The organism is Streptomyces sp. NPDC001450, assembly GCF_053597295.1.
Genome location: NZ_JBSFHY010000105.1, coordinates 1 through 5,998 on the forward strand (window position 1 = coordinate 1; position 5,998 = coordinate 5,998).

Sequence of the window (5,998 nt, forward strand, 5' to 3'; positions counted from 1 at the left end):
AAGCCGACGAAATCGCCATTTATGTCGGGTATGGCCCCCCCCCCCCCCGAGACGCGCGGGTGGGGCTCGACTGTTACCACGGGTGATTTCGGCGGCGCTCGCGCCGACGTGGCCGGTCGAGCCGGACGGCGACGGATCTAGCGTGGACACGCTATGAACTGCCCCTTCAGAAGAGGCTGTCCTGGTGGTCCCCGGAGGGGTGGCCGGCCGCGACTGCGGCGGCGATGGCGGCCTCTTCCGTGCCGAGCTCGGCGGCCAGGATCGCGTCCCGGACCGCGACCGCCCGGCCCGCCGCGCCCCGCATGTCCGCGAGCGCGTGCCCGGCCAGCAGTCGGCGGGACTGGAAGTCCTGGTTGTTCTGCACCCGCTCTCCCGCGAGCCAGTGGCGGGGGTTCTGGCACACGCCCTCGTCGCACGTGTGCCGAACCACGATGCCGTTCCGCAGGGCGGCCGCGCCGTGGTGTATCGCCCATCCCAGGACGTGGGCGGAGACCACGCGGGAGGTGCCTGCCGGGCGGCTCCCTGCCCGGAGCTTGCCGTGCCCGGAGTCGCTGATCGCCCCGAGCCACCACCAGCACTGGTTCTCACCGCGGCGGTACACCTTGGCCCGGTACCGGTCCACGGTCGCCGTGTCGGCGGCCAGCCGCTCCCAGGGAACCGCGGGGGTGGGCTCCTGCTCGTTCATCCGCGTCTCCGTCAGGCTGCCGACTGTCCGGCCTCGTCAGGCTCCGGATCCACCACGGCGAATCGCTGCTCGCACAGACCACAGATGATCGGCCCGTCGTCGATCACCTTGGGCGTCAGCTGCATGCGGCGGGGTGGAGTGCAGCCGCACTCTACGGCGGCCCTCCGCCCGCCCCGCTTCCCGCCCTTGCCCTTCCCGTCGCCCTCGTCCTCCGGCTTCGCGCTGGCGCCGGGGGCGTCCAGGTGCGGCAGGGATGCCGCCTCCAGCTTCCGTATCACCGCGGCGTACGCGGACACGGTGGCGGCCGTGATGCTGCAGCTGGAGAAGCCCAGCACGGGCTCCGCCTTCTTCGGTGGCTCCAGCCCCACCTCCTGCGCCAGCGCGGCGAACTTCTTGTTGTGCCACCGGTTGCCCTGGCTGGACGTGTCCTTGATCCGTCCCCGGACGAACGCGAGGGCGTGCGCCGACTCGTGGAGCATCGTCTCCAGCACTTGAGTGCCGCCCATCGCGATCGTCTCGCCCGCTACGAACAGCTCGGGACGACGGCCCGAAGCTGCGGCGTCGATCCAGCGCTCCGGGCTGTGGTGCCCCAGCTTCAGGTAGTTGCCCCGGCGCGGCTTCCCCGAGCCGGTCACGACCACGACGTCTGGAACGTCCGGATGCTTGCGCTGGATCGCGGCCCATGCCGCTTCCAGCGCGGTGATGATGCGGGTTCCCTCCCGAGTGACCATCACAAAATCCTAGCGTGTCCACGCTAGGACTTTGAGAGTGCTGCACCAACTTGGAACGGCTGACTTCAGCCGCTGGAAAGGCTGTTCCAACTGTCGGCCGCGAGCGCGGCGGTCACGCCCGGCCCCATGCGTCGTACTCCTGGCGGACGTACGGGCGGGCGCTCGGGTCCCACTCGATCGAGTCGGGTCCGCGCGGTCCGGAGACGAGGTGGCGGTGCTCGCGGTCGAACTGGGCGAGGGTCTGGGACAGTTCGACGGCCTCCCGCTGGTACCGCTCGTCCTCGGGCTCAGCAATCGCCATGCGGTCGGCCAGCGCCGCCCGGCGGAGTATGTATAGCCGCTCCTGCTCCTCATCGAGTTCCTGGCTCTGCTGGGCCTGGACGGTCAGCTGGGTGGAGATCCGCAGCAGCGCGGCGGCCTCCTGGAGTGGGTCTGGCGCGACGCGGTACGCGGCGTCCGGAGTGGGGGCGTCGAATCCGGCGCCGGTCTGCGGGTCGGGCACGTTTTTCCTCCCCGATCGTTGGGTGTGTACGGCGGTCAGCTGGTCGGGTAGCGGTCGGCGCGGGCGGTGTTCTCGGTGAGCCAGGGCCGGAAGTCGTGGGTGCCTCCGCCGGCGATGCGGTCGTGCCGTTCCTTCACCGTGGTGTGGTGCTGCCCGATCCCTTCACCCAGCTCGCGCCACGACATCTTGTTGCGGGCGTCGGCGGGCTCGCGGGCGATCAGCAACAGCTCTTCTTCGATGGCGGCCAGGCGGTTCTTCAGGCGGCGGATGTCGCGCAGGCCGTCCCAGATCAGCTTCTGCTGCAGGGGCTCCTCGGACTGGATCGCGTCCATGGCCAGGATGGCGGTGTTGGCCTCGCCCGCGATCTGCTGCTGCTTCCCGCCGTGGAACGCGAGCGTGTACGTGGACACCCCGTCGTTCCAGTGCGCGAGGCGTCCGGATGTCTCCCATACCTCCATGTCCGGTCGGTTGGCGGTCATCGGTTCGTCTTCCGGGTTCGGGAGGGGCTGGTACTGAGAGGTCATCATGTGCGGTTCCTTTCCTCGGTGTTGGGGTTCCCCAACACCTATGAATGTAGGGGTTCCCCAACACCCCGTGCAAGCGGTTCGGCACATCCGCGTCAGCCAGATCTGTGGCCAATCACCCGGCCCGGCTGGCGGGACGCCACCGCGAACGGGTATCTCTACGGACACGAGCGAACGGGGCAGGCGGTGATGGGGAGTTGACGCAGTTGGAGCTGTGGTGGAGGCGCGCGCCCGTGCCGGGCTCGCGCCGGTCTGCCCGCCAGCGCCAGGTCTCCGAACTGCACGCACAAGGGCTGTACGGCCCGACCCTGCGCGATGTCCTCCCGGGCTTCGTCGGTGTCGGCGTCGCGATCGGGTTACCGCTCGCCTTCCTCGTCTGGATGTACGAGCGCCTCGGCGTCCTCGGCCTCGTGCTGAGCATCGCGATCCTCGTCGGCCTGGCCGTCACACTGGTGCGCTGGCGGCAGGCAGTCGCCCGCCGACGGGGCGGCATCTACAGCGCGGCCCAACTCTCCGACCTGGACGAGCACGGCCTGGCGGTCGCCGCGCAACGGTTCCTGCGCCGCGACGGATGGCACGTCGTCTCGGTCCCCTTCAAGGGGCGGCCGCGGCTGTCCGCCCGCGACCGTACGGGCCGACAGCTGGACGTCACCTTCCGCCCGCCCGGCGCGTCCGCAGAGGGTGAACCTGGACGCGCTCCCCTTCGCGAGGCGGGGCGTCAAGGCGTCGACCGCATCATCCGGGTCATGGTCAACCCCGGCTCGTACAGCCGTACCGATGTGCTGTGGGCCAGTCGACAGGGCGGCGTCCATCTCCTCGACGGCGTGCAGCTGCGGCAGTGGGCCGCGGGGGCGTCACTCGACGACTTGGGCCTGCCCGCCGGGTAACAGTCCGCGTGACTGTTACCCGGGATGAGCTGGGAGACTTCTAAAAATGGGCCCCTATTTGAGGGCGCGTGCGTGGCTGCGGTCAATCCCCGCGCGCGGCCTTCGCCGTACGGACGCTCTCCTCCAGCGCGGCCATCAGATCTACCGCGGGCACCGCCTCCTGCAGCGGGGCCAGTTCGCCGCCGGCGGCCTTCGCCGTGACCAGCTGCTCAAGGGCATGGGCGTACTCGTCATGGAGCTCGCGTACCTCGATGCCGGTCAGCTCCCTGATCAGGACCTCGGCGAGCTCCAGCTCCCGGTCTGTGACCGGTGCGGACGGGGCAAGGTCGCCCGGGTCCCGCAGCTCGTCCTCCCAGAGCAAGGTCTGCAGGATGAGGATCCCGTGCCGTGGTCTCAGCAGCGCCAGGCGCTCGCGGCTCCTGATGGCGATCTTGGCCACGCCCACGTAGCCGGTACGGGCGAGCGCCTCGACCAGTAGCGCGTACGGCCGGTCGGCACCCGGGCTGTCGGGCCCTGCGTAGTACGGCCGGCTGTAGCTGATGGGATCGATGTCCTGCCCCGGGACGAAGCCGAGGACCTCGATGGTGCGCTTCGTCGGGAGCGGGAGATGCGCCAGGTCCTCGTCGGTGAGCGGGACCATGCGGCCGTCGGCCATCGCGAAGCCGCGCCCGACTTCCTCGTACGGGATCTCCCGGTTCTCGGCCTTGCAGAAGCGCCTGTGCTCGACCCTGGAGCCATCCGCGGTGTGGATCTCGTGGAGTCGCACCGGGTGTTCTTCGGTGGCCGCGTACAGCCTGACGGGCAGCGCGACCATCCCGAACTGGATCAGGCCGGACCACGTCGCCCTCATATCTCCAGCGTCAGCCGCCGCTGGTCAGGGCGCATCCCAGGGGTGCAGGGCGATGCGAGGCTGTCTAGCGGTCGGTGGCCTTGGGGTGCCCGGTGGAAGCGCGGTCGATCCAGACTGTGCGGCGCTCGACGTCGAGCAGGTACCAGATGCGGCCGCCGGCGGTGACTTCGATCTGCCAGCGGTCCATCGTCTCGCCGCGGTGGGTGCCGCGCGCGAGCTCGCCCTTGAGCCGGTGGTGGCGTTCGGTGCGGGTGGCCGGGGCCGGGTCGGTCCGCATGAGGTACCAGGCGGCGCGGGTGTTGCCCGCGGCCTGGGTGCCCAGCTGTTCCCAGCCCTTGGCGGCCTCTCCGTTGGCGAATCGGATGTCCCACTCGTCCGCGGCGGGCGGCGGTGCTGCGCGGTCGCCGCGCTTGGGGCTCACGCTGCCGCGCCGGGATCGGGCACGGGTCCGTAGTCCTCGCCCGAATCGGTGGTGAGCGCGGCGTACAGCTCGGGGTCGGCGTGCACCTCGGCGGTGTGCCGCCACTCGGTGATGAGCTGGGCGACGGCCGCCGTGTTGTCCAGCTCGGTGGCAGCGCCCAGGGCGTCGACCAGCTCGACGGAGAAGTCGCGCACGTCGTGCGCGGGGAGGTAGCGCACCCAGGGGAAGGTGGCGGGCAGCACGTCCAGCACCAGGGTGCGGCCCGCCGGCGTGCGCATCATTTCCACGAACATGCGGCTGGTCGCGCCCATCACCTCCTGGTCCTGCTCGGCTCGTGCGGCCGTGGTCAGCACCAGGTCCTCATCGCCTCGACGCCGGAGCACTATCCGGCGGGCGCCCCGGAGCGCGGCCAGCGTCGCCTTCGGCTTGTTCAGCAGATCCGACAGGTTCGTCTCCATCACGCTCATGAGTTGAAGCTTAGTTGACAAGTCTGCCGGATGGGAGGTCGTCGGCGGCGTGGTGGCAGCCGGGATCACTTCGGTGTGATGGTGAACGTCCACCGCCCCTGAGCGAACTGTACGTCGATGTAGTAGGTGCCCTTTTCGAGGTCGTAGACGTTCGTGTCGCCCGAGCCCGACCGGCCGATCTCGTTGACCAGCGACTCAAAGGCGGTTGTGTTGCCCGTGCCCTGCAGGGCGGCGACGAAGTTTGACCCGGTATCACCGGGGCCGAGGACGTTGTCCTTGTAGGTCCATTTGATGTTGTAGTCGCCCGACAGCTCCACTCGCTCGGTCTTCTTCTGGCCCTTGCCGGAGAAGGTGACGGCCTTGCCTTCGGTCTGGGCCGTCGCTGACGGGGTGGCTGAGTTCGTCGCCGTTGGGGCGCTGGCCGAGGTTTCGACTTTGACGGGAGTGCTCGTCTTGCCGTCCGTGTCGCCGACAACCGCTGCGATGATCAAAATCAGCAGGAAGATGCCGTACCCGACGCAGCCGAGGATGCCGGTCACCAGCCCGGCGATGGCCATGCCATCACCCTTCTGCCCGGTCCGCTTGATCTCCTTGCGGGCCTTGCTGGCAAAAATGACGGCCAGCGGGCCGGTGATGAGGCCGACGAACGGCACGACGAGGCGGACGCCGCCTCCGACGCGGACCGTGCCGCGGTGCGTGATCTGGGCGGGCCCGGGACCCCGGTGCTGCTCGCCGGTCCCGACGGGGAGCTCAAGTCCTCGGTCGCGGCGGGCTGATGCGCAGGTCCCCGAAGGAGGGCCGGCTTCCGTGCGTGTTCACCTGGGTCGCCCTGGTGAGCTCCGCCGTCGTCGGGGTGGGCAAGGTTGTCGAGGGCGTCATCACGGGCAGGCTGGACGCGATCGACGTCTGGCCCTTCGCGGTGGGCTGCTTT

The 5,998-nt window shown here is 69.8% G+C and carries 9 protein-coding genes and 1 pseudogene; 2 read left to right on the forward strand and 8 right to left on the reverse strand.

Translation table 11 applies throughout. The annotated features are described in order from the left end of the window. Positions 1–166: 166 nt before the first annotated feature. From ACWC5O_RS44875 to ACWC5O_RS44890, 4 genes are all read right to left on the reverse strand, one after another. A complete protein-coding gene (locus ACWC5O_RS44875; protein WP_355837890.1) occupies positions 167–685 on the reverse strand; it encodes a hypothetical protein in 519 nt (172 codons plus the stop codon). A gap of 11 nt (positions 686–696) precedes the next feature. After that, positions 697–1,416 carry a hypothetical protein gene (locus ACWC5O_RS44880; protein ID WP_450781317.1) on the reverse strand — a complete coding sequence of 240 codons (720 nt, stop codon included), beginning with the start codon at positions 1,414–1,416 and terminating at the stop codon, positions 697–699. A 112-nt stretch (positions 1,417–1,528) separates the two neighbouring features. Further along, positions 1,529–1,918, reverse strand: a complete 390-nt coding sequence (locus tag ACWC5O_RS44885) for a hypothetical protein (RefSeq protein WP_355837808.1) — start codon at positions 1,916–1,918, stop codon at positions 1,529–1,531. A gap of 35 nt (positions 1,919–1,953) precedes the next feature. Continuing rightward, positions 1,954–2,445, reverse strand: coding sequence for a hypothetical protein (locus ACWC5O_RS44890; protein WP_450781319.1), 492 nt, complete (start codon positions 2,443–2,445; stop codon positions 1,954–1,956). Between the two features lie 230 nt (positions 2,446–2,675). On the opposite strand from ACWC5O_RS44890, the gene ACWC5O_RS44895 reads away from it, so the two are divergent. Further along, positions 2,676–3,329, forward strand: coding sequence for a hypothetical protein (locus tag ACWC5O_RS44895; protein WP_355837812.1), 654 nt, complete (start codon positions 2,676–2,678; stop codon positions 3,327–3,329). An 82-nt stretch (positions 3,330–3,411) separates the two neighbouring features. On the opposite strand, the gene ku is transcribed toward ACWC5O_RS44895, so the two are convergent. The 4 genes from ku to ACWC5O_RS44915 all read right to left on the reverse strand — a co-directional run bounded on the left by ku (position 3,412) and on the right by ACWC5O_RS44915 (position 5,720). Further along, on the reverse strand, positions 3,412–4,179 hold the full coding sequence (ku, locus tag ACWC5O_RS44900; protein ID WP_355837814.1) for a non-homologous end joining protein Ku: 768 nt from the start codon (positions 4,177–4,179) through the stop codon (positions 3,412–3,414). A 64-nt stretch (positions 4,180–4,243) separates the two neighbouring features. Continuing rightward, complete coding sequence (locus ACWC5O_RS44905; protein WP_355837816.1) at positions 4,244–4,600, reverse strand: hypothetical protein; 357 nt, start codon at positions 4,598–4,600, stop codon at positions 4,244–4,246. After that, the gene (locus ACWC5O_RS44910) at positions 4,597–5,067 is read right to left on the reverse strand and encodes a DUF6247 family protein (RefSeq protein ID WP_355837818.1); all 471 of its coding nucleotides are present in this window, start codon (positions 5,065–5,067) and stop codon (positions 4,597–4,599) included. Before ACWC5O_RS44910 ends, ACWC5O_RS44905 begins: the two co-directional genes overlap by 4 nt. A 65-nt stretch (positions 5,068–5,132) precedes the next feature. Continuing rightward, positions 5,133–5,720, reverse strand: a complete 588-nt coding sequence (locus ACWC5O_RS44915) for a DUF4190 domain-containing protein (protein WP_450781322.1) — start codon at positions 5,718–5,720, stop codon at positions 5,133–5,135. A gap of 3 nt (positions 5,721–5,723) precedes the next feature. Here ACWC5O_RS44915 and ACWC5O_RS44920 point away from each other — a divergent pair. After that, a pseudogene (locus tag ACWC5O_RS44920) lies at positions 5,724–5,843 on the forward strand (cytidine deaminase); the annotation flags it as partial. Between the last annotated feature and the right edge of the window lie 155 nt (positions 5,844–5,998).

Excerpts from the sequence above, each read along its gene's own strand:
- ku (WP_355837814.1), bottom strand. The coding sequence starts at position 4,179 with ATGAGGGCGACGTGGTCCGGCCTGATCCAGTTCGGGATGGTCGCGCTG.
- ACWC5O_RS44910 (WP_355837818.1), bottom strand. The coding sequence starts at position 5,067 with ATGAGCGTGATGGAGACGAACCTGTCGGATCTGCTGAACAAGCCGAAG.
- ACWC5O_RS44875 (WP_355837890.1), bottom strand. The coding sequence starts at position 685 with ATGAACGAGCAGGAGCCCACCCCCGCGGTTCCCTGGGAGCGGCTGGCC.
- ACWC5O_RS44880 (WP_450781317.1), bottom strand. The coding sequence starts at position 1,416 with ATGGTCACTCGGGAGGGAACCCGCATCATCACCGCGCTGGAAGCGGCA.
- ACWC5O_RS44890 (WP_450781319.1), bottom strand. The coding sequence starts at position 2,445 with ATGATGACCTCTCAGTACCAGCCCCTCCCGAACCCGGAAGACGAACCG.